The sequence below is a fragment of the Sphingobium yanoikuyae genome, from assembly GCF_013001025.1.
Taxonomy (GTDB): Bacteria; Pseudomonadota; Alphaproteobacteria; order Sphingomonadales; family Sphingomonadaceae; genus Sphingobium; species Sphingobium yanoikuyae_A.
Genome location: NZ_CP053021.1, coordinates 1,345,687 through 1,367,856 on the forward strand (window position 1 = coordinate 1,345,687; position 22,170 = coordinate 1,367,856).

Genomic DNA, 22,170 nt, shown 5'->3' on the forward strand with positions numbered 1-22,170 from the left:
TCCGTCATGCTCCGACGATGGATAACCCATCACTCCAAATCGATTGGGCTGCTGGTAAAGTGGTCAATGGCGAGATGCTGATCCCCGCGACGTTCGGCGATTTGACGGGTGCCCTGATTTTGCCAGAGCATGAGATGCTGGCGGCGTCAGAAGCTGCGGATGACGAAGTCTTGGTCGCCTACGGCGGGATGATTGGATGGATCGCCGATGCTGCCGAAAAGGCGTTAGCGCGAGGCGCGTTGGTCGAAGTGGAGCAGAGATTTCGAATGCTTATTAGCAGGGCGGATTTCAGCGTCTCGCGCCCATCGATCAACTAAAATGGCCCCGCCATTTCGGACGGGGCCAGGTAGACGATTGTGAAGACAAATCGTCGGGTCGCACGAGTCGGATAGCGCTTCTTGCCGCGACGCAACATCACCCAAACGGGTTATGTCTCAGAATGGGAGCGTGTCGCTGATGGCTTCCATCCCCGCTTTGAAATCGTTCACGCTCCGGAGAATTTCCGGCCGTTCGAAATCTGGGAAGACCCGCGCGGCATCGTCCAGTTGATCGTCCGCAGGACGGCGCAGGTTCATCGACTTCAACATCCTCCGAGCAACCCTTTCCAAGACCGCACCAGGCGAAGGGTCCGGCTCCGGATAAATGGGGAGGGGGCGGTCCAGGCCAAGGTCGGCGCGATCCTCCGGATGGACGGTCGCGATGAGCAGGGGGATGCCCATCGAATCGACCTGGAAGCTCAGATGGTCCAACGGTTCGGGTGGATGATCGAACAGGTCCATGATGTCGGAGCGAAGGGGCGGGCAGGGTGATTCGTCGGTGTCGCGCATCACGTATTTAGCCGCCGACTTGACCCCCTATGTGCCCGCCGTTATTGATCCGCACATGGGGCGAGCTTGGTGAAGCTCGGCCATGGCGATATCGAGAAATTGTTCGGGCGGAAGTGACGGCCTGGCGTCAGTGCCAGGCTGATCCCAGCAACGCCAGCCATCCGCGCGCATCCGCCTGGTTCACAGGCTTGGGCGCGCCATAGCCGCGGCATTCCAGGCAGTCGGCGCGCACGCCCGCACCGCTCACCAGCCCGCGCACATCGGCGACGGCCTGCAGCGCCCAGCGCTGCTGCAGCTTCGCTTCGCGACCGATCAGGTCGCGCGGGGCGCCGGCATCGTCCTTCTCGCGGTCGGCGATCGACTGGATGAACTCGGCGAACTTGTCCGGCTGCTTCTCGATCCAGTAGGGCTTGGCCTCGGCCGGATCGATCTTGGCGCGGCGCGCCGCTTCGGCGATCGCGTCGTTGAGGTCGCCGAACCGGTCAATGAGGCCGATCTGGCGGGCGGTGCCGCCGTCCCAGACGCGGCCCTGGGCGATGGTGTCGATCTGCGCCGGCGTCTTGTGCCGGGCCTGCGCAACCAGGCCGACGAAGCGGCGATAGATATCCTCGACCCCCATCTGCATGATCTGGTCGAATTGCGGGGTAGTGCCGCCGGCGATATCGGGCTGGCCCGACAAAGGCGTGGTGCGCACGCCGTCGGTGGTGATGCCCATCTTGGCCAGCGTGCCCTCGAAGCTCGGGATGATGCCGAACACGCCGATCGACCCGGTGATGGTGTCGGGTTCGGCAAAGACGATGTCGGCCGGGGTCGAGACCCAATAGCCGCCGCTTGCCGCGACATTGCCCATCGACACGACGATCGGCAGGCCGCCGGACTTGGCCTCCATGATGGCGCGGCGGATCTTTTCCGACGCCTGCACCGATCCGCCCGGCGAATCGACGCGCACGACCAGGGCCTTCAAGTCCTTCTCGTCCAGCGCCTTGAGCAACAGGTCGGAAATCGTGTCGCCCGCCGCCGTGCCGGGGCCGGCCTCTCCATCGACAATGTCGCCGGCCACGGTGAGGACGCCGATCTGCCCGTCATTGGCCGGCTTCCTGGCCTTCACATAGGCGGCATAGTCGATCGCGGCATAATCGGTCTCGTCCTTGTCGGACGGATCGCCTGCAACCTTGGCGACGCGCTCTTCAAAGGCTTCCTGATCGCCCAGATGATCGACCAGCCCGGCGGTCAGCGCAGCCTTGGCCATGTCGCCGCCGGCAGCGCTGGCGGCGGCGGCCGGGTCGGCGGCATAGGCCGCGACCTTGGCCTTCGGGCGCGCCTTGGTCACGTCGTCCTGCCAGTTCTGCCACAGCGCGCCGGCCAGTTCCTGATTGGCCTGCTTGGCCGCGGGCGACTGGTCGGCGCGGATATAGGGTTCGACGAAGCTCTTGTAGGTGCCGACGCGATAGACATGGGTGTTGACGCCCAGCTTGTCGATCAGCCCCTTGTAGTAGAGGCCGGAGCCGCCGCGCCCGGCGATGGCGACGCCGCCCATCGGGTCGACCCAGGCTTCGCTGGCATGGGCGGCGAGCTGGTAGCTGTCGTCGCTATAGAGGGTGGCATAGGCGAAGACCGGCTTCTTGGCGGCGCGCACCGCGTCCAGCGCCTTGCCGACGCGGGCGATCGCGACCTGGCCGCCGCCGGTGAAATCGTCGAGGTCGAGCACGACCGCCTTCACCTTGTCGTCGGTGCGGGCGGCGTCGAGCGCGGTCAATATGTCGGACAGGCGATATTCCTTCGCCTGGTCGCCCGAGCCCGACAGGATGGCGGTGGCGCTGACCTCGGCCGGCTGTTCGACGATGCTGCCGTCAAGGTCCAGCAACAGCGCGCCGCTGCCGATCGGCTTGGCCGGCTTGGGCGAGAAGGACAGGGCGGCATAGAGCAGCCCGAAGAAGAGCAGGAGGAACAGGAGCACCAGTCCGTCCTTGATCGCGACCAGAATGCGCCACGCGCCCTTCACAAATGCCAAATCGCCGTTCCTTTTCCGTTGGTCGTCCCGAGCTATCGCATCGCCGGTTTGACTGCAATGTGGGCTTGTCCTGACCCGCGACAAGCTTGCGCCCATAATTTTGCCCGCTATGGCAGGCGCATCTTTCGCCCCTATCGTGCAGGAGACACGCCCGATGCCCACGCTCGTCCTCATCCGCCATGGTCAGTCGACCTGGAACCTGGAAAACCGCTTCACCGGCTGGTGGGATGTGGACGTGACCGAAAAGGGCGTGGAAGAAGCACGCGCCGCCGGTCGCCTGCTCAAGGAAAAGGGGCTGGATTTCGACCAATGCTATACCTCGGTCCAGAGCCGCGCGATCAAGACGTTGAACCTGGTGCTGGAGGAAATGGGGCGGCTGTGGCTGCCGGTCGAGAAGGACTGGCGCCTGAATGAACGCCATTATGGCGGCCTGACCGGCCTCAACAAGGCCGAGACCGCGGCCAAGCATGGCGATGCGCAGGTGAAGATCTGGCGCCGCAGCTTCGACGTTCCGCCGCCGGTACTGGAAGCCGGCAGCGAGTTCGACCTGTCGAAGGACCGCCGCTATGACGGCATCGCCATCCCGTCGACCGAAAGCCTGAAGGACACGATCGCCCGCGTGCTGCCCTATTGGGAATCGGTCATCGCGCCCGACCTGAAGGCTGGCAAGCGCGTCGTCATCTCCGCCCACGGCAATTCGCTGCGCGCGCTGGTCAAGCATCTGTCGAACATCCCCGATGACGAGATCACCGAACTGGAAATCCCGACCGGCCAGCCGATCGTCTATGAGCTGGCCGATGATCTGACCGCGACCGATCGCTATTATCTGTCGGAACGGTAAGGGCGCCGTTCGTCCTGAGCGAAGTCGAAGGACTGGCTGAGCTTGGCGAAGCCACTTCACTTCGTTCAGTGTCGGGCTTCGACTTCGCTCAGCCCGAACGGAATTTTAATGTCCATAACAATTGCCCCCTGGCGGCCCGGCCGCTAAGGGGCTTTGCTTTCCGGGCAGGCCGGTGGGCCGCCCCATCAGGGGAAGCAAATTATGAGCGGGGCAGTGGAAGTCGGCATCATCATGGGCTCGCGCTCCGACTGGGATACGATGCGTCATGCCGCCGAGACGCTGGAAGCGCTGGGCGTCGCCCATGAGTGCAAGGTCGTGTCCGCCCATCGCACCCCGCAGCGTCTCTATGATTATGCCACCAGCGCAGCCGGCCGCGGCCTCAAGGTTATCATCGCCGGTGCCGGCGGCGCCGCCCATCTGCCCGGCATGGCCGCATCGATGACCCGTCTGCCGGTGCTGGGCGTGCCGGTGGAGTCCAAGGCATTGAAGGGCATGGATTCGCTGCTCTCCATCGTTCAGATGCCCGGTGGCATTCCGGTCGGCACGCTGGCCATCGGCAAGCCCGGCGCGATCAACGCCGGCCTGCTCGCCGCGTCGATCCTGGCGACGCATGACGATGCGCTGGCGCAGCGGCTGGATGCCTGGCGCGCGCGCCAGACCGACGCCGTCGCCGAAACCGTCGAGGACTGATCCCGATCATGACGACCATTGCTCCCGGCGCCACCATCGGCATCCTTGGCGGCGGCCAGCTTGGCCGTATGATCGCCATGGCCGCGGCCCAGCTTGGCTATCGCACCCATATCTACGCGCCCGAGGAAAGCGGTCCCGCCGCCGATGTCTCGCCGAGCTGGACCCAGGGCGCCTATGAGGATGCCGCCGCGCTCGCCGCCTTTGCCGAGGGCGTGGACGTCGTCACCTATGAGTTCGAGAATATCGATCCGTCGGCGGTCGAGGTGCTGGCGAGCCATGGGCTGGTCCGTCCCGGCGCCGGCGCGTTGCGCATCGCGCAGGATCGTCTGGCCGAAAAGCGTTTCGTCGCCGATCTGGGCGGCCTGACCGCGCCGTTCGCGCCGGTCGACAGCCTGGACGATCTGGAAACTGCGATCGAGACGATCGGCAGCCGCGCGATCCTCAAGACCAACCGCATGGGCTATGACGGCAAGGGCCAGGCCCGGATCAACGAACCCGGCGACGCGGTCGGCGCCTGGAACGCGATTGGCCGCCAGCCCGCGATCCTCGAAGGCTTCGTCACCTTCGATCAGGAATATTCGGTGATCCTGGTGCGCGGCGCCGATGGCGCGGTGCGTTTCTGGGATTCGGCCGCCAACGTCCATGTCGACGGCATCCTCGCCACGTCGACCGTGCCGGCCGGATCGCTGATCGAAGGGCAGTTGCCCGCCGCCCGCGCGCTGGCCAAGCAGGTCGCCGACGCGCTCGACTATGTCGGCGTGCTGACGCTGGAATTCTTTGCCAGCGCCGACGGCCCGGTGTTCAACGAAATGGCGCCGCGTGTCCATAATAGCGGCCACTGGACGACCGAGGGCGCGCTCACCAGCCAGTTCGAGAACCATGTCCGCGCGATCTGTGGCCTGCCGCTCGGCGACACGGGCCTCGCCGCCCGGCAGGTCGAGATGCGCAACCTGATCGGCGACGATGCGGCGGAATGGCTGGCGATCCTGTCCGACCCGGAAAATCATCTCCACCTCTATGGCAAGCATGAGGCGCGTCCGGGCCGCAAGATGGGGCATGTGACGCGGTTGTCGCTTTAATCTATTCACGTCGTCATCCCCGCGAAGGCGGGGATCCATCTCACGCGTTCGCCCCATCGGCTTGGTTCGGTGATGGATTCCCGCCTGCGCGGGAATGACGAAATTTTTTGGCGGAGGAAGCGCGATCATGAGCGAGCAGCCCGACATCGTCCTGATCCTGGCCCGCGCCGATAATGGCGTGATCGGCCGGGATGGCGACCTGCCCTGGCGGCTGCCGGCCGACCTCAGGCATTTCAAGGCGCTGACCGCCGGCCATCCGATGCTGATGGGGCGCAAGACGTTCGACAGCCTGCCCGGCCTGCTGCCCGGCCGTCGCCATATCGTGCTGACCCGCGACCGGGACTGGGCGGGCGAGGGGGCGGAGGTCACCCATGATGTCGACGCGGCGATCGCGCTGGCCGACGCACCGGTGCTGATGGTGATCGGCGGCGCGGAAATCTATCGCCTGTTCCTCGATCGGGCCGACCGGATCGAGCTGACCGAGGTGCATGTTGACGCCGAAGGTGACACCCATATCGCCTATCCCGATCCGGTGGACTGGCGCGAGACAGCGCGCGCGGATCATCCCGCGCTGGACGGGCGCCCGGCCTACAGCTTCGTGACGTTCGGCCGTCGCCCGTAAATCTTCCGTCATTGCGAGCGTAGCGAAGCAATCCATGTGCGTAGGTGGATTGCTTCGCTACGCTCGCAATGACGACAGGGATGTGTGGACATGATCGCCAATTGCCACGCCCTGTGTGTCACCCTATAGCCCCGGCCATGGAGCGGCTTACCAGCAATGCCCCGATCCCTGCGCATCTGCGCGGCGGCGTCATGGCGCTTGGCAATTTCGACGGCTTTCATGCCGGCCATCAGGCGGTGGTCGGCCGCGCGATCGCGCGTGCGCGGGCGGAAGGACGGCCGGCGATCGTCGCTACCTTCGATCCGCATCCCATGCGCCTGTTCCAGCCCGATACGCTGCCCTTCCGCCTGACCACGCTGGACCAGCGCCAGGCGCTGTTCGCCGCCGCCGGCGCCGACGCGATGCTGGTGTTCGACTTTACCCGCGAACTCGCTGCGCTCGACCCGGCCGGCTATGTCCGTTTGCTGATGGAGCAACTGGGCGTCGCCGCGGTCGTCACGGGCGAGGATTTCACCTTTGGCAAGGGCCGCAGCGGCACGATCGCCAGCTTTGCCGAACTGGGCCTGCCGGCCGAAGCGGTCGCGCCGGTCATGGACGGCGAAGGCGTGATCAGTTCAAGCCGCATCCGCGCCGCATTGCAGGCCGGCGATTGCGCCACTGCCACCCGCCTGCTGACGCGCCCCTTCACGATCCAGGGCGTGGTCCAGCATGGCGACAAGCTCGGCCGCACCATCGGCTTCCCGACCGCCAATATCGACCTTGGCCCCTATCTGCGCCCGGCCTTCGGCATCTATGCCGTGCGCGGGCTGCTGGCCGATGGCCGGGTGCTGGACGGCGCCGCCAATCTCGGCATCCGCCCGACCTTCGATCCGCCCAAGCTGCTGCTGGAACCGCATTTCTTCGATTTCGCCGAAAGCCTCTACGATCAGAGCATCGAAGTGCAGCTGATCCACTATCTCCGGCCGGAGGCGAAATATGACGGCCTCGACCCGCTGATCGCGCAGATCGCACGCGACTGCGACGACGCACGGCAAATCCTTGCGGGAACGCCTTACCTCGCGTAGGGCGACGCTTCCACTTTTCCCGTTCGTGTCGAGCGAAGTCGAGACACGCGGCCGAGCGGAGCCGAGGCCCGGTTTGAGCCCTCGCTTCCCTCGGGCCGGCCCTTCGACTTCGCTCAGGGCGAACGGATTCATAAACTTGCACGGACATTCGATGACCGACCAGCCCGATTATAAAAGCACCGTCTTCCTTCCTGTCACCGACTTCCCGATGAAGGCCGGCCTCGCGCAGAAGGAACCGGCGATTGCCGCGCGCTGGGCGGCGATGGACCTGTACGGCAAGCTGCGCGAGAAGCGCGCCGGCCGCGAACGCTTCATCCTGCATGATGGCCCGCCCTACGCCAATGGCGACATCCATATGGGCCATGCGATGAACAAGGTCTTGAAGGACATCATCGTCCGCAGCCAGTCGCTGCTCGGCAAGGACGCGCCTTACGTGCCCGGCTGGGACTGCCACGGCCTTCCGATCGAATGGAAGATCGAGGAGGAATATCGCAAGAAGAAGCTGAACAAGGACGAGGTGCCCGCGTCCGAGTTCCGCGCCCAGTGCCGCGCCTATGCCGACAAGTGGGTGGACGTGCAGAAGGAGCAGTTCAAGCGCCTGGGTGTGATGGGCGACTGGGCCGATCCCTATCTGACCATGAAGTTCGACGCGGAAGCGACGATCGTCGGCGAACTGCTGAAGTTCGCGGAAAGCGGCCAGCTCTATCGCGGCGCCAAGCCCGTCATGTGGTCGCCGGTCGAAAAGACCGCGCTGGCCGAGGCGGAAGTGGAATATGAGGACATCACCTCGACCCAGATCGACGTGGCGTTCGAGATCGTCGAAGCGCCGAACGCGCCCGAACTGGTCGGCGCCCATGCGGTGATCTGGACCACCACGCCCTGGACGATCCCGGTCAATCAGGCTTTGGCTTATGGGCCGGAGGTTGAGTATGTGCATCTCAACATCGTTGGTTTGTCGGGCACTCAGCAGTCGTTGATCGTTGCTTCGGCGCTTTATGATAGCGTTGCGAAGCGTCTGGGGCTTCCGCCGATCGGGGCAGGAGCCGATGAAAACGGCGTCTCTGTTGAATATGATCGTGTTCTGAAAGGGGCCGACCTTGCCGGCGCCGTCGCGCGTCACCCGATGCACGCGCTTGGCGGCTTCTTCGCCAAGCCGCGTCCATTCCTTGCAGGCGATTTCGTCACGACCGACGCGGGCACCGGCCTCGTCCATATGGCGCCCGACCATGGCGAGGACGACTTCGCGCTGTGCAAGGCGAACGGCCTGAACCCCGTCTTCGCGGTCGAGGGCGACGGCAAATATCGCGCCGACTGGCTGTGGCTGGGCGGGCAGGGCTCGGTCATCAACCCCAAGTTCGTCGGCAAGGATGGCCCGATCTGTTCGGACCTGCGCGAAGCGGGCGCGCTGCTCGCCGCATCGGACGATTTCAAGCACAGCTATCCGCATAGCTGGCGCTCCAAGGCGAAGATCATCTTCCGCTGCACCCCGCAATGGTTCATCCCGATGGACAAGCCGCAGGAAGGCGTGGTGGCCGATGTCGATGGCGGCGTGATGCCGACCCCGATCGTCACCGGCAACGGTCCGACCCTGCGCGAAATCGCGCTCGACGCGATCGAGCATACCCGCTGGGTGCCCGAGCGTTCGACCAACCGCATCCGTTCGATGGTGGAGGGGCGCCCCGACTGGGTGATCAGCCGCCAGCGCGCCTGGGGCGTGCCGATCGCGCTCTATGTTCATCGCAAGACTGGCGACTATCTTGTTGATCCGGCAGTCAATGCCCGCATCATCGAAGCGTTCAAGGGCGCCGGTGCGGACGCCTGGTTCGGTGCCGATCATCAGGCGCTGCTCGGTCCCGATTATGACTTGGCCGACTATGAAGTCGTGAACGACATTCTCGACGTCTGGTTCGACAGCGGCTCGACCCACAGCTTCGTGGTCGAGGGCCGTTATGGCGAGGGCACCCGCGCCGACCTCTATATCGAAGGCTCCGACCAGCATCGCGGCTGGTTCCAGTCGTCGCTGCTGGAAAGCTGCGGCACCCGTGGTCAGGCACCCTACAAGGCAGTGCTGACCCATGGCTTCGCGCTCGACGGCTCGGGCAAGAAAATGTCCAAGAGCCTTGGCAATGTCGTCGATCCGCTCAAGATCATGGCCGAAAGCGGCGCCGACATCCTGCGCGTCTGGGTCGCCAGCACCGACTATTTCGATGACGTCCGCATCGGCAAGGAAGTGCTGGCCGGCTCGTCCGACGCTTATCGCAAGCTGCGCAACACCTTCCGCTACATGCTCGGCGCCCTGTCCGATTATGATGAGAGCGAGGCGGTGTCCTACGCCGAGATGCCGGAGTTGGAGCGCTACATGCTTCACCGCCTGGCCCAACTCGACGCGGAACTGCGCGCGGTGGTCGACAAGGCGGCGAAAAGCGAGAACTGGCTGGAATTCAGCCGTTATACCCGCGCGATCTTCGATTTCGCGAACAGCGACCTCAGCGCCTTCTTCTTCGATATCCGCAAGGACTGTCTCTATTGCGATGCGAAGTCGGACCCCAAGCGTCGCGCCTATCGCACCTTGCTCGATACTTTGTTCCACGCGCTGGTCCGCTATGTCGCGCCGATCATCCCCTTCACTGCTGAGGAGGTATGGCAGAGCCGCTTCCCAAGTGACGAGGATAGCGTCCATTTCCTGGAATGGCCGGAAGTCGACCATCGCTGGATCGACAATCATCTGAACGACAAATGGGCGGAGCTGCGCGACCAGCGCGAGCAGGTCAACGAGGCGATCGAGCCTTTCCGCCGCGAAAAAGTGATCCGCTCCAGTCTGGAGGCCGATGTCACCATGGGCGAAATGCTGCCCAGCGACGGTGTGAACTTCGCCGAAATCGCCATCGTCGCCCGGATCGAGATGGGCGTGGGCGACGGCATCATCGTCAAGCCCAGCGAGTGGCACAAGTGCGGCCGCTGCTGGCGCCTGCTGCCCGAGGTCGAGGAAGATGGCACGCTGTGCAATCGCTGTGATGAGGTGTTGAAGGCATGAGTGCCATCAACCATCGCCCGCTGGGGCTGACGGTCGCGATCGTCACCCTCGCGCTCGACCAGCTGGTCAAATATACCGTCACCTATCCGCTCGCGTTGCAGAGCCGGGCGGATGCGGGGATCGAGATATTGCCCTTCTTCCGCCTGCGCTGGCTGGAAAATCGCGGCGTCTCGATGGGCTTCTTCCATGCCGACAATGACACGATGCGCTGGATGCTGGTTGGCATGACCATGTTGATCGCCGGCTTCGTGGGCGTGTGGATGTGGCGCGAAAAGGCGCGGTCGGACGTCGCGGCGCTCGGCCTGGTGCTGGGCGGCGCGATCGGCAATATCGTCGACCGGATGCGGCTGGGCTATGTCGTCGACTATGCCGACCTGCATTTCGGCGAGTGGCGGCCCTTCCTGATTTTCAACCTGGCCGACGCGGCCATCACGTTCGGCGTGCTGATCCTGCTTGCGCGGGCGCTGCTGCTGCGCGAGAAGGGCGCAAAGACGGAGACCCTGAAGTAATGCGTAAACTGATCCTCGCCGCCGGCCTTGTTGCAACCCTGTCGGCGTGCGGCGGCGGTGGTAACGGCTTGCTCAATCGTGGCCGTCCCGACGAGTTCGCTGTGACGCGCCAGGCGCCGCTGGTCGTGCCGCCCGATTTCGCGCTGGTTCCGCCCGCGCCGGGCACCCCGGCTGCTGCCACGGTCGATTCGAGCCGCGCCGCGCAGGAAGCGCTGTTCGGCGGTCCGGCCCCGCGCAGCGCATCGGAAAGCGCGGCGCTGAACTCGGCCGGCCGTGGCACCGCCGCCGCCGGCATCCGCTCGCAGGCGGGTGATCCGGGCACCGAAGTGGTCGACAAGGGCGCCACCACCCGCGACATCATCGCTGCGCCCGAAGGCGACGGCCAGGACGCCCGCGCCGCCACCGGCACGCAGACGACCCCGCCGCAGCAATAATCTATGGGGCAGGGGGCGTCTTAACGTCCCCTTCCGCAAAGGCCTTGAGCCGGGCGAGCGTGCCATCCCATTGCGCGCCGACCCGGCCGAGCCAGTCCTGCGCCGCCGCAACCGCCTCCCGGCGTAGCGCGAAATGCACTTCCCGCCCTTGCTTGCGCCTGCGCACCAGCCCGGCGCCGTGCAGTACCTCCAGATGTTTGGCCACCGCCTGACGGCTGATCGGCAGGCCTTCGCCCAGTTGCACGATCGATCGCCCATTGCCGTCGCCCAGCCGCGCGATGAGGCTGAGGCGCGTGGGATCACCCAGTGCCGCGAAAATCTCAGCCGGTGACATGGTCGCGGATATTCTTCACCTGTTCCGCCCAGCCGCCGTCATTGTCGCGCATGACATTGGTCCGGCGTGGTTCGGGCACCGCATCGAACCCGCTTTCGGTGACGGTCAGGCGCGTGCCGCCGTCGATCGGCTCCAGCACGAACTCCACCAGCGTCCATTCGGGCACCGGCACGCCGCTCTCCATCAGCGCCTTGTCGCCGCCGGTCGCGGGCCACTCATAGGCAAAACGGGTCATCGGCTCGATCGCCACGACCCGCGCCTCCCAGCGATATGCCTCATAGCCCGGATAGGTCATGTGTCCGGTCGAGGGCTGGCCGATGGCGAAGGGCTGGTCGAGCGCGACGCGGAACCAGGTGCCGAATTGCGCATGGTCGGTCAGGGCGTCCCATACCCGCTCCACTGGTGCGGCGATGTCGATCGTCTTGATGATGCTGTCGGTCATGATAGGCAACCTCCTGATTGCCTATATGCGCCTCAAGACGGGGATATGCAACTATATGGTTGCTCTATAACGGCCCGCCGGCGTAGCGGATCGAGGCCCGTCCGGTTGCCCGCACCGGCAGATACAGGCCCTGACCGTGGGCATTAATCTGGCCGATTTCCGTGCTGTCCAAATTGGTGCGGATACGGAAATGTGGGGTTTTGCGCTCGCCGATGGCGCGCCGGATCTTGCCTTTCAACTCCTCCAGGTCATGGGTGAAATTCTGGCTGAGGGCGTCGGCGATGACGCTGGAAAAGGCGGGGCTTCCGGCCAGCGCGATCAGGATGTCGCCGCCGATCCCGTCGCTGGTGCCGGTCACCTGCAGATCCTCGAAATGGACCAGCGCCGAATTGGGCTGGTTGACCGGGCGGGCGGTCAGCCAGACGGTGCCATGGGTATCGCCGAGCTTGCTGTCCGCCGGACGCGCCGCGAGCGTAACGCCCACGGCGATGCGGTTGCCCGTCGTGCCATAGGCGGTCAGCTTGTCGAAGCGCGCGATGATAGGGCCTAGCTTTGGCAATTCGAACGGGCGCGCGGCGCGCTTGTGCAGGGCACGCAGGATGACCGGCTCCAACTGCGCATAATCGGCCCGCACCGGCAGGAAGAAATGCAGCGCGTCATCGATCGGCGCACGCGCGGGCGGTGGCAGTCCGGTCGGCTGCGGATCGACCGGACGGTCGCCGACCACGGTTTCGGTCAGTGCCTCTATTCCCAGTCGGAAGCGCAGTTGCGCGCCGCTGTTGCCATAGCCGTCGAACAGGAAGCGTTGGGGCGTGACGCGCATCCATACCGGCGGATCATGGTCGTTGAGCGAGAGGCTGGTGAAGGCCGCGCGCCACAGCCGCTCGATCTTGCTGCGCAGGTCGACCTTGGCCAGTTCGCGCGGCAATTGCCGTTCGAGGTCGCGGATGACCGGCGCGATCTTGCGATCCACCTTGTCGGCGAAGGTGATGCGCTGGCCGAGGAAGTCGATGCCGGGCGTCTGGGTCCAGTCATAGCTGAGCCTCAGCGTGCCATGGGGGCGCCACTGGGTGTCGAGCGACAACTGGATACGGGCATGGGCCATGGCGTCGCCGGTGGCGGTCTCACCTTTCAGCAGGCCTGCAATGTCACGCGCGCTGACCTGCGCATGGATCGGGATGTCAGCGATCAGGTCGCGCCCATTGCCGCGCAGGCGGATCGGCCCGCGCGTGACTTCGCCGATGATGTGGCAGTCGATCGGCGGCGTCACCCTGATCTGCTTGCCGAGCAATTTGACCCGCCTGGGCTGGACGCAGCGCGTGCCTGGCCGGTCGATCCGCCAGAGCTGTCGCGGCATGGCCCGCTCGATCGCCAGGGCAATCAGGGCGCGGTCGATCTCCACCGGGACGCTGATGATGGAGGATGCGCTGGTCGCCGGCACGGGATCATTGGCGCGCGGAGGCGGCTCCACCGCCTGTTTCTGCGAACAGGCGGCGAGCAGCGGCAGGAGCAGCAGCCAGCGATGATGTCGACCCGGCAATACTCTGCCCAACCGCCTTCTCCCGGACATGGTCCAGCGAAAGGCAGGCTAGGGCAGTTGGGTGGGGAGGTCCAGCGTGGACCTTCAGGCCCGCGCTTCCTCCACGCCGGCGCTGTTGTGGCGCAGCGCCGTCAGCACGGTGTCGACGATTGCATCTGCATCCAGCCGCGCATCGGCATATTGCTGTTCGGGCTTGTCCTGATCCTGGAAGATGTCAGGCAGGCGCATGGTGCGGATCTTGAGGCCGTTGTCGGTCAGGCCAAGGTCGCTCGCCAGCGTGAGGACATGGGCGCCCAGACCGCCGATCGAGCCTTCCTCGATCGTCACCGCCACCTCATGGGTGGTCAGCATCCGGCGGATCAACGCCTCGTCCAGCGGCTTGGCGAAGCGCAGGTCGACGACAGAGGCGGACAGGCCCTTGGCCTCCAGCGTGTCGGCGGCCTTCATCGCTTCTTCCAGCCGGGTGCCGAGCGACAGGATGGCGACCTGGCGCCCTTCGCGCACGACGCGGCCCTTGCCGATCTCCAGCGCTTCGGGAACCTCCGGCATGGCGACGCCGGTGCCGTTGCCGCGCGGGTAGCGGACCGCGATCGGCCCGCTGTCATGCACGGCGCAAGTATGGACCATGTGCGTCAGTTCCGCCTCGTCGGCCGCGGCCATCACGACGAAATTAGGCAGGCTGGCGAGATAGGTGACGTCGAAGCTGCCGGCATGGGTGGAGCCGTCGGCGCCGACCAGACCGGCGCGGTCGATGGCGAAGCGCACGGGCAGGTTCTGGATCGCGACATCATGCACCACCTGGTCATAGGCGCGCTGCAGGAAGGTGGAGTAAATGGCGCAGAAGGGGCGCATTCCCTCTGCCGCGAGGCCCGCCGCGAAGGTCACGGCATGCTGTTCGGCGATGCCGACGTCGAAGATGCGGTCGGGGAAGGCCAGTTCGAACTTGTCGAGGCCCGTGCCCGACGGCATGGCGGCGGTTATCGCGCACACGCGCGGATCGCGCTCGGCCTCGGCGATCAGCGCCTGGGCGAAGACATTGGTGTAGCTGGGCGGCCCCGGAGGGGCCTTGGCCTGGGTGCCGGTGATGACGTCGAACTTCTGCACGCCATGATATTTGTCGGCGGCGGCCTCGGCCGGGCCATAGCCCTTGCCCTTCTGGGTCACGACATGGATCAGGCACGGTCCTTCGGCCGCATCGCGGACATTTTCCAGCACCGGGATCAGATGTTCGAGATTATGGCCGTCGATCGGGCCGACATAATAGAAGCCCAGTTCCTCGAACAGAGTGCCGCCGGTCGCCATGCCGCGGGCAAACTCGTCGGTCTTCTTGGCCGCCTTGTGCAGCGGGCGGGGCAGCTTGCGCGCCAGCTTCTTGGCCATGTCGCGCAGGCCCAGAAACTCGCGGCTCGACACGAGCCGGGCGAGATAGGCGGACAGGCCACCGACCGGGGGCGCGATCGACATGTCATTGTCGTTGAGGATGACGACCAGACGGTTGCCGGCCTCGCGTGCGTTGTTCATCGCCTCATAGGCCATGCCGGCCGACATGGCGCCGTCGCCGATCACGGCGATGCCCTTGCCGGGCTTGTCCTGCATCTTGTTGGCGACGGCAAAGCCGAGCGCCGCGCTGATCGAGGTCGAGCTGTGCGCCGCGCCGAACGGGTCATATTCGGATTCGGCACGCTTGGTGAAGCCACTGAGGCCGCCGCCCTGACGCAGGGTGCGGATGCGATCGCGCCGGCCGGTCAATATCTTGTGCGGATAGCATTGATGGCCCACGTCCCAGACCAGCTTGTCGTTGGGCGTGTCGAACACATAATGGATGGCGGTGGTCAGTTCCACGACACCCAGGCCCGACCCCAGATGGCCCCCGGTCACGCCGACGGCGGCGATGGTTTCGGTGCGCAGCTCATCGGCTAGCTGGCGGAGCTGGTCGGGCTGCAGCTTGCGCAGGTCGGCGGGGATCTTGACGGTGTCGAGCAACGGCGTGGACGGATTGGACATGGGGAACTGCCTACTCGCTTTCCTGCGCCAAGTCGAACCCTGACGTCATGTAGGGGGGCGCCAAATCTTCAATCAGGGAAACGGCGCGGGTGAAACGGCTGTCCCAATCCCCGCCGACCGAAGCCCAGTTAACGCCGCTGTTGATCAGCACGTTCCGGCTGATATCGGCAAATCGCGCCCGCACCGGATCGTCGCCATAGATACGTGTGCCATCGTCGATCCAGGCGACATCGGGTTCCAGCAGCAGATAGAGGTCGGCCTTCGGGTAAGCGAGCAGCGCGTCGGGCGCATGGCCGATCATCATCTCGGCCCAGGCCGCCGTCATCAGCGCGTCGGTGTCGGCGAACAGGCGACGGTTCGCCAGCCGCTGGCCGGCGGTGATCGTCGCGAACTGGGCCGCGCCGATCAGCAGCAGGTCGGCCTCGTCCATATCGACACTGTGAACTTCGGCCTGGGCGCGGCCATATTCGGGCACCCAGATCGTGTCGAAATGCCGGGCGAGCCGTTCGGCCAGTATCGACTTGCCGGTGCTTTCGACGCCATGCAGCACGATCGTCCGGGTGAAATGCGCGCGGACCGGCGGCGCGATCCAGCGCCACTGGCTCCAGGGATCGGCACGCACGGCGCTGGCGGACAGGCCGCCCAGTCCGTCCTGGTCCGCGCCCAGGATGCGGGCACCCAGCGGCACGAAGCGGCCGCCGACTTCCTGCGCCAGCCGCAGCCCATAGGCTTCGCCGGCGAACAGCAGGTCGATCGGCTCGGGATGGGCCTGCGCCACGATGGCCCGCCAGATCGGCCAGAAGTCGGCGGAGTCTTCAGGCGCCTGCGGCACGACCGCATCATGGCCGATGACCCGGCACCCCGGCGCCAGTTCGCGCATCCATTGCAGCCGCAGTGGACCGGGGATCGGATCGCCCGGCAACCAGCAGACCAGGATGGTGAGTTCGTCCACCATCGCCCGCGCACTGTCGATCAGCATCTGATGGCCGGCATGGGGCGGCATGAACTTGCCGAGCAGGAAGCCGCGGGTCATGCCGGCGCCCGGTCCATCGTGCGGCGCCAGGCGATCAGGCCCCATAGCGCGATGAAGAAGAAGATGGCGTAGAGGATCGACGTCGCGGTCAGGCCGCGGCTCCAGAACAGGCCGGTGGCAAGGGCATCGACCGCCACCCACAGAACCCAGCTTTCGACCTTGCGCTGCGACTGCAATATCTGCGCGGCGACGCTCATGCCGGCGATCATGGCGTCGGCGAAGGGCGCGGCGGCGTCGGTGAAGCGCGCCATGCCCAGGCCCCAGGCCAGGCTGGCGAGCGCAGTGCCCGCGATCCAGGCGAGGCGGGCCGGAACGCTAAGGCGGGCCACCGCTATGCCGCCGTCGGCGACCTTCTCGCTATGCACCCAGTTCCACCAGCCATAGGCGTTGATCACCAGGAAGAAGATTTGCAGCAGCGCGTCGCTGTAGAGCTTCGCCTCGAAGAAGACGAAGAAATAGAGCGCGACCATGGCGATGCCGAACGGATAGTTCCACAGCGAACGGCGCGCCACCAGCGCGACATTGACCAGGCCGAGCGCCGCTGCGACCCATTCGATGATGGTCATGAACCGCCCGTCAGTGGCAGGCGCTACAGGTGCCGCGCACCTCGATCACTGGACGCACCGGCGCGAATCCGGCCTTTTCCGCCACCGACCGCAGCGATCCGGTGATGGGATCATTGTCGATATGCGTCACCTGGCCGCAGCTGTCGCAGACCAGGAAGATACAGTCATGATGGCAACCGGGATGGGCGTTGGCGATATAGGCGTTCGCGCTTTCCACCCGCATCGCGATATTGTTCGCCACGAACAGGTCGAGGATGCGGTAGACGCTGTTGGGCGCGACCCGCTTGCCGCGCGCCTTGGACACAGTGTCGGCGATATCATAGGCCGATGCCGGCTTTTCTTCGGCCGCCAGTGCGTCGAAGATGGCGGCGCGCATCGGCGTCCACTGCTCATCCTTCGCCTCCAGCGTAGCCTGCGCCGCGTCGGCCAGCTTCTTGCCGGTGGGTTCCTGATGATGATGGTGCGAATGATCTGCCATGGCGATTATCTAGGCGTGTCCAACTGCGGCGGCAAGTGGCTGGCTCAGCCGCGCTGCCAATAGGCAATGGCCGCCCAGAGCCAGCCGCCGATCATCATCGCGCCGCCGATCGGCGTCACTGCGCCCAGCCAGCGCGGGCAGCCCAGCGCCATGGCATAGAGGCTGACGGCAAAGATCGCCGCGCCGATCAGCAGCAACAGGGCGCCGCCGCGCGTAATGCCCATGATCGTCAGGACGGCGACGGCATGGATGAGCTGATAGAGGCCGCCGGTGCGCAGCCACTCCGCTGCCTGCGGGCTGGCGGCGCCATGGGCACCAAAGGCACCGGCAGCAATGGCAAGCGCTGCCGACAGGGCGGCCAGAATGGCGATCATGCTTCTTCTCCATCTCCGCGCGCGCGCAGGCGCATGCCCCGGCCGGGGCGGTACATCAGATCCTTGGCCGCCAGCAGATTGCCATGCTCGATCTGCAGGGCGAGCCGCTGGCCGTCATTCTCGCGATACTGGCGCTCGACTTCCTCGACCTCTTCGGGCGGCACACCCAGCGTCTGCATCGCCTGGACGCCCATGCAGATGGCCGATTCGAACACTTCCCGCACCACGCCGGCCAGTTCGATATCCTGCATCGCCAGGATCTGGCGACGATCGAACACGCGCGCCATCAGCGCGGCCTGGGGGAAGGCTTCGGCAATGGGCTGCAGCACACGGCCATCCAGCGAAGGATCGTCGATGCAGAAGGCGATCAGCCGGGCTTCGTCGGCACCGGCGCGGCGGAGCAGGTCGATCCGCGTGCCATCGCCATAATAGACCTTCATGTCGAAGCGGCTCGACACCTCGATCTGGGCGGGCTTCTTGTCGATCAGCACGACGCCGAAGCCATGGCCCATCAGCATCTGGGCCACGGTCTGGCCGAACCGGCCATAGCCCACGATGATGGCGCTGCCGCGCGGCGCATCCTCCGGCCCCGGCAGGTCGTCGCGATCCTTGGGCTGGGCGAATTCGAACCGGCGGGCGAACAGCATCAGGAAGGGCGTCGTCGCCATCGAGAAGGTGACGATCGCGCTGAACAGGCTCGCCGCCTGCGGTGCGATCAGATAGGCATTCTGCGCCTGGGCGAAGAGGACGAAGCCGAATTCACCGCCTTGGGAGAGCAGCAGGCCGGCGCTCAGCGCCTGTTGCCAGGCCATGCCGAACAGCCGGGCGAGCAGGGCGATGATCGCGGTCTTGGCGGCCACCAGCATCGCCGCCATGCCGATGACGAACAGGGGATTGGCGGCGACGGCGCGCAGGTCCAGCACCATGCCGACGGCCAGGAAGAAGAGGCCGAGCAGGATGGAGCGGAACGGCTCGACGTCGGATTCGATTTCGTGGCGATAGGGCGAGTCGGCCAGCATCACGCCCGCGACGAAGGCGCCAAGCGCGGTCGAGAGATGCAGGCTGTGCATCACCGATGCGGCGGCCAGCACGGTGAACAGGCCGACTGCAACGAACAGTTCGCGCTCGCCCTGCCGACCGACCAGATTGAGCAACGGTCGCAGGATGAAGCGGCCGGCCAGCACCAGCCCGGCGATCGCGGCGACGGTATAGCCGGCCAGCACCCATCCGGGCGGGCCGCCGGCATCTGCCGGATTGCGGGAAAGAGCCGCGACGATGGTAATCAGCGGAACGATTGAGAGATCCTGGAACAGCAGGATCGAGAAGACCTTCTCGCCAAAGGGCGAGTTGATGCGGCCGCTGCTCTTGAGGCTGGGCAGCACCTGCGCGGTCGAGGAGAGGGCGAGCGGCAGGCCAAGCGCGATCGCGGCGCCCCAGGTGAAGCCGGTCGAGTAGAAGATGATGGCGATGAGGGCGAGGCCGCACAGCACGACCTGCGCCAGGCCAAGCGCGAAGATGTCGCGCTTCAGTCGCCACAGGCGCGCGGGATGGAGTTCGAGCCCGACGAGAAAGAGCAGCAGGACGATGCCGATTTCGGCAATGGCCAGCTTCGATTCCGCGCCGCCGACGAGACCCAGCCCTTGCGGGCCGACCAGCGCGCCGGCGACGAGATAGCCCAGCACCGCGCCCAGGCCGAAGCGGCGGAACAGCAGGACGAAGGCCACGGCGACGCCGAGCAGGATCACGCCTTCGGACAGGAGAACGTCGGTGGCCGACATGGCGGTTTCGGCGACCGGCATCAGGCGTCCGCCATCCGTGCGGCTTCGGCAATCGCTTCGAAACCGAGCCGGATCGAGGGATGGCGCGCAGGATAGCCGCGGGCCGGCGCCAGCACGGCAAGGCCGGGCCAGAAATCCAGATCTTCGCTCTCGCCCGACAGATAGGCGGCCAGCTTGTCGCGCGCCTCTGCCAGTTCGTCAGCAGTGAGGCCGATCGCCTGGGCCGCCATCAGCGCGGCGGAGGCCTGGCCCAGCGCGCAGGCCTTCACGTCCAGGCCCATTTCGGCGAGCTTGCCGTCGGCCATGCGGACATCGGCCGTGATGCGCGAGCCGCAGGTCGGCGACCGCTTCTCCACGCTGGCTTGCGGATCGGCCAGCCGCTGGTGGTGCGGGATGCTCGCCGCGAGGCGAAGAATGTCGTTATTGTAGAGGGATGCGCTCATTATCCCTCCATGTAGGACAGTTATGCCTGCGGGAGAAGGCGGCAAAATGGCCTAGGGGCCGCGATAGCGCAGCGCGTCCACCAATATGCTGAACGCAGCGGCCGGCTGGCGGCGGCTGGGATAATAGAGATGATAGCCGGCAAAGGGCGGGCACCAGTCCTCCAGCACCGGGATCAGCCGGCCTTCGTCGATATCCGCGCGCACCTGATCCTCCATCACGAAGGCGAGGCCGAAGCCGGCGAGGGCGGCGCGGCGGATCATCTCGATGCTGTTGAACGCCAGTTGCCCCTCCACCCGCACCCGGATTTCATGGTCGTCCTTTTCCAGTTCCCAGGCGTAAAGGCCGCCGGCGCTGCGCAGGCGCAGATTGATGCAGTCATGAGCGGCCAGATCCTGCGGCGTGCGCGGCACCGGGCGGCTGGCGAAATAGGCGGGCGCGCCGACCACGATCATGCGCAGGTCCGGGCCGATGCGCACGGCGACCATATCCTTGGCGATCGCCTCGCCCAGCCGCACGCCAGCATCGAAGCGTTCCTTGACGATGTCGACAAAGCCGGAATCGATGCTCAATTCGACATGGATGTCGGGATAGCGCGGCAACAGCCGTTGCAATGCTGGCCAGACGACCGTGTTGCTGGCATGTTCGGCAGCGGTGATGCGGATGGTGCCGGCCGGCCTTTCGCGCAGGTCGCCGAGCGAAGCCAGTTCGGTCGCGATGCTGTCGAGCGCCGGGCGCAGCGTGGCGGACAGGCGATCGCCGGCCTCGGTCAGGGACACGCTGCGGGTGGTGCGGGTCAGTAGGCGCACGCCCAGGCGCGTTTCCAGCCGCCTGATGGTATGGCTGAGCGCGGACTGCGACGTGCCGAGCAGCGCGGCCGCTCGGGTGAAATTGCCGGTGTCGGCGACCATCAGGAAGGCGTTGAGGTCGACCAGCTCTTCGCGCCGCATTTATGAACTCCGGATATAAAGTCTTGCCGCTTTTATGATCTAATCCGCCGCTTGGCGACAGCCTATCTTCCGTTCGGACATCAAATCGGAGTGACCGCTATGGAAAAGCGACTTTTGGGCAAGAGCGGGCTGGAGGTTTCGGCCATTGGCTTGGGCTGCATGGGCCTCAATTTCGGCTATGGCACCGCCGTCAGCCAGGATGAAGGGATCAGATTGATCCGTGCAGCTGTCGACTTCGGTGTCACCTTCTTCGACACGGCGGAGGTCTATGGCCCCTATACCAACGAGGAAATGGTCGGCGCCGCGCTGGCGCCGGTGCGCGACCAGGTGGTGATCGCCACCAAGTTCGGCTTCGACATCGGCGCCGGTCTTGGCGCGCTCAACAGCCGGCCGGACAATATCCGCGCGGTGGCGGACGCCTCGCTCAAGCGGCTGGGCGTCGAGGTGATCGATCTCTTCTACCAGCATCGCGTCGATCCGGCCGTGCCCATCGAGGATGTGGCAGGGGCGGTCAGGGATCTGATCGCCGAGGGCAAGGTCAGGCATTTCGGCCTGTCCGAGCCGTCAGCTGCAACGGTCCGCCGCGCCCATGCGGTGCAGTCGGTCGCCGCGCTCCAGAATGAATATTCGCTCTGGACCCGCGGCCCGGAAACCAACGGCATCCTTGAAGCCTGCGAGGAACTGGGCATCGGCTTCGTGCCCTACAGCCCGCTCGGCAAGGGCTTCCTGACCGGCGCGATCGGCAAGGATACTGCGCTGGCCGAGGGCGATTTCCGCAACAGCCTGCCGCGCTTCGCCGCCGAGGCGCGGGAGAAGAACCTGGCGCTGGTCGATCTCCTCAAGGGCATCGCGGCCGAGAAGGGGGCGACCCCTGCACAGATCGCGATCGCCTGGCTGCTGGCGCAGAAGCCCTGGATCGTGCCGATCCCCGGCACCACCAAGCTGCACCGGCTGGAGGAAAATCTGGGCGCGGCCAAGGTCGAACTGAGTGATGCCGACCTGACCCGCATTCGGGAGGCGGCCGACGCCATCCCGGTCGAGGGCGAGCGCTACCCGCCGCACCTGCTCGAAATCGTCGGGCGTTGACGAACTGTGGGCCGGGGTGTTTCCCCGGCCCAT

Annotated in this window: 23 protein-coding genes; 10 read left to right on the plus strand and 13 right to left on the minus strand. The window is 65.7% G+C overall.

Annotated elements, in window-relative coordinates:
• Positions 1–17 precede the first annotated feature (17 nt).
• Positions 18–317, plus strand: a complete 300-nt coding sequence (locus HH800_RS06980) for a hypothetical protein (protein WP_169860625.1) — start codon at positions 18–20, stop codon at positions 315–317.
• Positions 318–434: 117 nt separating this feature from the next.
• Here HH800_RS06980 and HH800_RS06985 read toward each other — a convergent pair whose 3' ends face one another.
• Positions 435–827 (minus strand): hypothetical protein, encoded by a 393-nt coding sequence (locus HH800_RS06985; protein WP_169860626.1) that lies wholly within the window; start codon positions 825–827, stop codon positions 435–437.
• A 127-nt stretch (positions 828–954) separates the two neighbouring features.
• Positions 955–2,838 (minus strand): signal peptide peptidase SppA, encoded by a 1,884-nt coding sequence (gene sppA, locus HH800_RS06990; RefSeq protein ID WP_169860627.1) that lies wholly within the window; start codon positions 2,836–2,838, stop codon positions 955–957.
• Between the two features lie 154 nt (positions 2,839–2,992).
• Between sppA and gpmA the strand changes: the two genes are divergently transcribed.
• From gpmA to HH800_RS07030, 8 genes are all read left to right on the plus strand, one after another.
• Positions 2,993–3,679 carry a 2,3-diphosphoglycerate-dependent phosphoglycerate mutase gene (gpmA, locus tag HH800_RS06995; RefSeq protein ID WP_017499252.1) on the plus strand — a complete coding sequence of 229 codons (687 nt, stop codon included), beginning with the start codon at positions 2,993–2,995 and terminating at the stop codon, positions 3,677–3,679.
• Positions 3,680–3,880: 201 nt separating this feature from the next.
• Entirely contained in the window at positions 3,881–4,369 is a 489-nt protein-coding gene (gene purE / locus HH800_RS07000; protein WP_169860628.1) for a 5-(carboxyamino)imidazole ribonucleotide mutase, read from the plus strand.
• Between the two features lie 8 nt (positions 4,370–4,377).
• The gene (locus HH800_RS07005; RefSeq protein WP_037507035.1) at positions 4,378–5,448 is read left to right on the plus strand and encodes a 5-(carboxyamino)imidazole ribonucleotide synthase; all 1,071 of its coding nucleotides are present in this window, start codon (positions 4,378–4,380) and stop codon (positions 5,446–5,448) included.
• A 127-nt stretch (positions 5,449–5,575) separates the two neighbouring features.
• Positions 5,576–6,070 carry a dihydrofolate reductase gene (locus HH800_RS07010; protein WP_169860629.1) on the plus strand — a complete coding sequence of 165 codons (495 nt, stop codon included), beginning with the start codon at positions 5,576–5,578 and terminating at the stop codon, positions 6,068–6,070.
• A 137-nt stretch (positions 6,071–6,207) separates the two neighbouring features.
• Entirely contained in the window at positions 6,208–7,134 is a 927-nt protein-coding gene (locus HH800_RS07015) for a bifunctional riboflavin kinase/FAD synthetase (protein ID WP_169860630.1), read from the plus strand.
• Between the two features lie 151 nt (positions 7,135–7,285).
• Complete coding sequence (ileS, locus tag HH800_RS07020) at positions 7,286–10,168, plus strand: isoleucine--tRNA ligase (protein ID WP_169860631.1); 2,883 nt, start codon at positions 7,286–7,288, stop codon at positions 10,166–10,168.
• Positions 10,165–10,677, plus strand: coding sequence for a signal peptidase II (gene lspA, locus HH800_RS07025; RefSeq protein WP_004212370.1), 513 nt, complete (start codon positions 10,165–10,167; stop codon positions 10,675–10,677). Before ileS ends, lspA begins: the two co-directional genes overlap by 4 nt.
• Positions 10,677–11,111, plus strand: a complete 435-nt coding sequence (locus tag HH800_RS07030) for a DUF3035 domain-containing protein (RefSeq protein WP_004212371.1) — start codon at positions 10,677–10,679, stop codon at positions 11,109–11,111. Before lspA ends, HH800_RS07030 begins: the two co-directional genes overlap by 1 nt.
• A 1-nt stretch (position 11,112) precedes the next feature.
• Here the strand turns inward: HH800_RS07030 and HH800_RS07035 are convergent, their stop codons facing one another.
• From HH800_RS07035 to HH800_RS07085, 11 genes are all read right to left on the minus strand, one after another.
• A complete protein-coding gene (locus tag HH800_RS07035; RefSeq protein WP_169860632.1) occupies positions 11,113–11,445 on the minus strand; it encodes an ArsR/SmtB family transcription factor in 333 nt (110 codons plus the stop codon).
• Complete coding sequence (locus HH800_RS07040) at positions 11,432–11,887, minus strand: SRPBCC family protein (RefSeq protein WP_169860633.1); 456 nt, start codon at positions 11,885–11,887, stop codon at positions 11,432–11,434. The genes HH800_RS07035 and HH800_RS07040 overlap by 14 nt, the downstream gene beginning before the upstream one ends.
• A gap of 64 nt (positions 11,888–11,951) precedes the next feature.
• Positions 11,952–13,439 carry a DUF4403 family protein gene (locus HH800_RS07045; RefSeq protein WP_206379198.1) on the minus strand — a complete coding sequence of 496 codons (1,488 nt, stop codon included), beginning with the start codon at positions 13,437–13,439 and terminating at the stop codon, positions 11,952–11,954.
• Positions 13,440–13,511: 72 nt separating this feature from the next.
• Positions 13,512–15,431, minus strand: coding sequence for a 1-deoxy-D-xylulose-5-phosphate synthase (gene dxs / locus HH800_RS07050; RefSeq protein ID WP_169860634.1), 1,920 nt, complete (start codon positions 15,429–15,431; stop codon positions 13,512–13,514).
• Between the two features lie 10 nt (positions 15,432–15,441).
• On the minus strand, positions 15,442–16,464 hold the full coding sequence (locus HH800_RS07055; RefSeq protein ID WP_169860635.1) for an AAA family ATPase: 1,023 nt from the start codon (positions 16,462–16,464) through the stop codon (positions 15,442–15,444).
• Complete coding sequence (gene pnuC / locus HH800_RS07060) at positions 16,461–17,030, minus strand: nicotinamide riboside transporter PnuC (protein WP_169860636.1); 570 nt, start codon at positions 17,028–17,030, stop codon at positions 16,461–16,463. Before pnuC ends, HH800_RS07055 begins: the two co-directional genes overlap by 4 nt.
• Positions 17,031–17,040: 10 nt before the next feature.
• The gene (locus HH800_RS07065; RefSeq protein WP_017499240.1) at positions 17,041–17,508 is read right to left on the minus strand and encodes a Fur family transcriptional regulator; all 468 of its coding nucleotides are present in this window, start codon (positions 17,506–17,508) and stop codon (positions 17,041–17,043) included.
• A gap of 44 nt (positions 17,509–17,552) precedes the next feature.
• Positions 17,553–17,882, minus strand: a complete 330-nt coding sequence (locus HH800_RS07070; RefSeq protein WP_125987811.1) for a DUF423 domain-containing protein — start codon at positions 17,880–17,882, stop codon at positions 17,553–17,555.
• On the minus strand, positions 17,879–19,681 hold the full coding sequence (locus tag HH800_RS07075) for a cation:proton antiporter (RefSeq protein ID WP_004212381.1): 1,803 nt from the start codon (positions 19,679–19,681) through the stop codon (positions 17,879–17,881). Before HH800_RS07075 ends, HH800_RS07070 begins: the two co-directional genes overlap by 4 nt.
• Entirely contained in the window at positions 19,681–20,103 is a 423-nt protein-coding gene (locus HH800_RS07080; protein ID WP_125987815.1) for an iron-sulfur cluster assembly scaffold protein, read from the minus strand. Before HH800_RS07080 ends, HH800_RS07075 begins: the two co-directional genes overlap by 1 nt.
• A gap of 51 nt (positions 20,104–20,154) precedes the next feature.
• The gene (locus HH800_RS07085) at positions 20,155–21,051 is read right to left on the minus strand and encodes a LysR family transcriptional regulator (RefSeq protein ID WP_169860637.1); all 897 of its coding nucleotides are present in this window, start codon (positions 21,049–21,051) and stop codon (positions 20,155–20,157) included.
• Between the two features lie 99 nt (positions 21,052–21,150).
• Between HH800_RS07085 and HH800_RS07090 the strand changes: the two genes are divergently transcribed.
• Positions 21,151–22,137, plus strand: a complete 987-nt coding sequence (locus tag HH800_RS07090) for an aldo/keto reductase (protein ID WP_169860638.1) — start codon at positions 21,151–21,153, stop codon at positions 22,135–22,137.
• The last annotated feature ends 33 nt before the right edge of the window (positions 22,138–22,170 follow it).

Bases quoted from the DNA above. Each gene is read 5' to 3' on its own strand.
- HH800_RS06980 (WP_169860625.1), top strand. From the start codon at position 18: ATGGATAACCCATCACTCCAAATCGATTGGGCTGCTGGTAAAGTGGTC.
- HH800_RS06985 (WP_169860626.1), bottom strand. From the start codon at position 827: ATGCGCGACACCGACGAATCACCCTGCCCGCCCCTTCGCTCCGACATC.
- gpmA (WP_017499252.1), top strand. From the start codon at position 2,993: ATGCCCACGCTCGTCCTCATCCGCCATGGTCAGTCGACCTGGAACCTG.
- purE (WP_169860628.1), top strand. From the start codon at position 3,881: ATGAGCGGGGCAGTGGAAGTCGGCATCATCATGGGCTCGCGCTCCGAC.
- HH800_RS07005 (WP_037507035.1), top strand. From the start codon at position 4,378: ATGACGACCATTGCTCCCGGCGCCACCATCGGCATCCTTGGCGGCGGC.
- HH800_RS07010 (WP_169860629.1), top strand. From the start codon at position 5,576: ATGAGCGAGCAGCCCGACATCGTCCTGATCCTGGCCCGCGCCGATAAT.
- HH800_RS07015 (WP_169860630.1), top strand. From the start codon at position 6,208: ATGGAGCGGCTTACCAGCAATGCCCCGATCCCTGCGCATCTGCGCGGC.
- ileS (WP_169860631.1), top strand. From the start codon at position 7,286: ATGACCGACCAGCCCGATTATAAAAGCACCGTCTTCCTTCCTGTCACC.
- lspA (WP_004212370.1), top strand. From the start codon at position 10,165: ATGAGTGCCATCAACCATCGCCCGCTGGGGCTGACGGTCGCGATCGTC.
- HH800_RS07030 (WP_004212371.1), top strand. From the start codon at position 10,677: ATGCGTAAACTGATCCTCGCCGCCGGCCTTGTTGCAACCCTGTCGGCG.
- HH800_RS07035 (WP_169860632.1), bottom strand. From the start codon at position 11,445: ATGTCACCGGCTGAGATTTTCGCGGCACTGGGTGATCCCACGCGCCTC.
- HH800_RS07040 (WP_169860633.1), bottom strand. From the start codon at position 11,887: ATGACCGACAGCATCATCAAGACGATCGACATCGCCGCACCAGTGGAG.
- dxs (WP_169860634.1), bottom strand. From the start codon at position 15,431: ATGTCCAATCCGTCCACGCCGTTGCTCGACACCGTCAAGATCCCCGCC.
- HH800_RS07055 (WP_169860635.1), bottom strand. From the start codon at position 16,464: ATGACCCGCGGCTTCCTGCTCGGCAAGTTCATGCCGCCCCATGCCGGC.
- pnuC (WP_169860636.1), bottom strand. From the start codon at position 17,030: ATGACCATCATCGAATGGGTCGCAGCGGCGCTCGGCCTGGTCAATGTC.
- HH800_RS07065 (WP_017499240.1), bottom strand. From the start codon at position 17,508: ATGGCAGATCATTCGCACCATCATCATCAGGAACCCACCGGCAAGAAG.
- HH800_RS07070 (WP_125987811.1), bottom strand. From the start codon at position 17,882: ATGATCGCCATTCTGGCCGCCCTGTCGGCAGCGCTTGCCATTGCTGCC.
- HH800_RS07075 (WP_004212381.1), bottom strand. From the start codon at position 19,681: ATGCCGGTCGCCGAAACCGCCATGTCGGCCACCGACGTTCTCCTGTCC.
- HH800_RS07080 (WP_125987815.1), bottom strand. From the start codon at position 20,103: ATGAGCGCATCCCTCTACAATAACGACATTCTTCGCCTCGCGGCGAGC.
- HH800_RS07085 (WP_169860637.1), bottom strand. From the start codon at position 21,051: ATGCGGCGCGAAGAGCTGGTCGACCTCAACGCCTTCCTGATGGTCGCC.
- HH800_RS07090 (WP_169860638.1), top strand. From the start codon at position 21,151: ATGGAAAAGCGACTTTTGGGCAAGAGCGGGCTGGAGGTTTCGGCCATT.